The organism is Paenibacillus sp. sgz302115, from assembly GCF_056120445.1.
Genome location: NZ_JBVYOK010000063.1, coordinates 1 through 503, shown reverse-complemented (window position 1 = coordinate 503; position 503 = coordinate 1). Strand labels below are relative to the sequence as shown.

Below are 503 nucleotides of genomic sequence, written 5' to 3'. Positions count from 1 at the left end.
CAGCCAATAACGGCAAATCTGCCGTTAATATCGCCGCACCCGAGCCGATCGCAGCCAATAACGGCAAATCAGCCGTTAAATCCGCCGCACCCGTGCTAAGTGCAGCCAACAACGGCAATTCTGCCGTTAATATCGCCGCACCCGAGCCGATCGCAGCTAACAACGGCAAATCTGCCGTTATAACCGCCGCATCTGCTCCACGCGCAGCAAATAACGGCAAATCTGCCGTTAAAACCGCCGCACCCGAGCCGATCGCAGCCAATAACGGCAAATCTGCCGTTAATATCGCCGCACCCGAGCCGATCGCAGCTAACAACGGCAATTCTGCCGTTAAAATCCGCCGCACCCGTGCTAAGCGCAGCTAACAACGGCAATTCTGCCGTTAATATCGCCGCAAAATGCGGCTTCACATGTCACCCAGCGGCAGAATTACTGCTAATCAAAAGGGAGTGAACCCATGAAGATCATGACGATTTTGGGCACACGGCCCGAGATCATCCGGC

General features: G+C 55.1%; 1 protein-coding gene. It reads left to right on the top strand.

Annotation, left to right across the window (positions count from 1 at the left end; genetic code table 11):
• A partial coding sequence (locus AC0LWN_RS32655; RefSeq protein ID WP_474672748.1) for a hypothetical protein occupies positions 1 to 365 on the top strand: 365 nt, incomplete at its 5' end.
• Positions 366 to 503 lie beyond the last annotated feature (138 nt).